Genomic DNA, 2,046 nt, shown 5'->3' on the forward strand with positions numbered 1-2,046 from the left:
ATCCATAACCATCGTTTAAAGTTGTAGTTGCTGCTATTGCATTTCCAAATTGATCCACAATAGAGTAGTGGGTAGTCTCTGTACTTTCATTATAAGTTACTTTTCCTTCCTTGATTTCAGACGATAAGGTTGCTTTATTTATATTAAAACTTTACATTCTATCTTTTAAATATTCATCGTCCATCAGACCTTTCAAAGGTATTTTTACAAAATCAGGATCACCAAGAAAATAGCTTCTGTCCGCATAAGCTCGACGCTCGGCTTCCACAATTACCTGAATCGATTCTGCCGAATTATGTCCCATTTTGGATAAGTCGTAAGGCTCAATCATTTTTAAAATTTGAGCCAAGCAAATACCGCCACTACTCGGAGGCGACATCGAAATGACTTTCAAATCTTTGTATTTAAAAGATAGTGGGGTTCTCCATTTAGCTTCATATTTGGCTAAATCTTCCATTGTGATTATTGCACCTTTTTGTTGAAGGTATTTTACCAAGGTTTTAGCTGTTTGTCCTGTGTAAAACTCTTTTCTTCCGTTTTTGGCAATTCTTTTTAATGTTTCTGCCAAAACAGGATATTTTATAGTGTCGTTTTGCTTGTAAATTGTGGCGAATTTGGTATTCTCTCCATTGGCTTTAATAATAGCTGCTCTGTAATCATTTAGTCTTTTTTCTTGTTTTTGAGTAACAATTACACCTTTTTCAGCTAATGCAATCACTGGTTTCAAAATTTCGGACATTGGCATTGAACCATATTTTTTATGAACTGCAAAAACTCCTGCTATAGTTCCGGGAACTCCAATTGCAAGCGGGCTTTCGGTGCTTTTTCCTTTAATAACTTTTCCGTCTTTGTCCAGAAACATATTCTTGGAAGCAGCCAAAGGTGCTTTTTCTCTATAATCTAAAGAACCAGCTTCACCATTTGCTTTACGAAAGACCATAAATCCTCCTCCTCCAAGGTTTCCTGCATAAGGATAGGCTACCGCCAAAGCCAATTCAGTGGCTACCATAGCATCAAAAGCATTTCCACCTTTTTGCATAATTTCAGTTCCAATTTTGGAAGCTTCTTCGCGAGCCGAAACTACCATGGCTTTATCAGTAATAAGGCCTTTGACTGTTGTGCTTGTTTGTGAAAAACTATTCAAACAAACAAATAGTAACAAAATGTAACCTTTTCTCATTTTTAATATCCAGATGCGTTATTATCTCCTCTTTTGTCAGCTCCGCCTTCTAATTTACCACTTGGAAGCACCAAAATGGCATCAACTTCACCAATAATTTGGTTGTTTTTTTCATTGATGATATAGCCTCTCTTTTTTAAATCTTCCAATAATGATTTTGAGAAAGAATTGGGTTCAAAAACGATTTCATCTGGCAACCATTGATGATGAAAACGAGGAGTGTTGACGGCTTCTTGCATACTCAAATCAAACTCATACACATTCAAAATAGTTTGTAAAACCGAAGTTATGATTGTTGATCCCCCAGGAGTTCCCACTACCATATACAGTTTTCCGCTTTTCTCAACAATAGTTGGTGACATAGAACTCAACATTCTTTTTTCGGGAGCAATGCTATTGGCTTCAGTTCCTGTCAGACCATATAAATTTGGGACTCCAGGTTTAGCACTAAAATCATCCATTTGATTGTTTAAAAAGAAACCCAATTCGTCACAATAGATTTTAGAACCATAATTATCATTCAAAGTTGTCGTTACTGAAACCGCATTTCCCTTGGCATCAACAATAGAATAGTGAGTTGTTTGTTTGCTTTCATAACCTTGAATTGTACCATGAGCAACATCACAAGATTTTGTGGCTTTATCAAATGAAAAATTACTCATTCTGTTTTTTAAATAAGTTGAATCTTGCAATTCTTTCATCGGAAGTTTAACAAAATCGGGGTCGCCCAAGAAGTAGTTTCTGTCGGCATAGGCTCTTCTTTCAGCTTCCGTGATTACCTGAATGGCTTTCATACTATTATGACCCATTTCGGCAAGATCAAAAGGTTCGAGCATTTTCATAATTAGGTTCAAACAAATACCGCC

The 2,046-nt window shown here is 36.2% G+C and carries 1 protein-coding gene and 1 pseudogene; both read right to left on the reverse strand.

The window, feature by feature from the left end:
- Positions 1-1,180, reverse strand: a pseudogene (gene ggt, locus VFS71_RS09795) (gamma-glutamyltransferase); the annotation flags it as partial.
- A 2-nt stretch (positions 1,181-1,182) separates the two neighbouring features.
- Positions 1,183-2,046: gamma-glutamyltransferase family protein (locus VFS71_RS09800; RefSeq protein WP_326401007.1), on the reverse strand; the 864-nt coding region annotated here is incomplete at its 5' end.

The organism is Flavobacterium sp., assembly GCF_035760125.1.
Lineage (GTDB): Bacteria > Bacteroidota > Bacteroidia > Flavobacteriales > Flavobacteriaceae > Flavobacterium.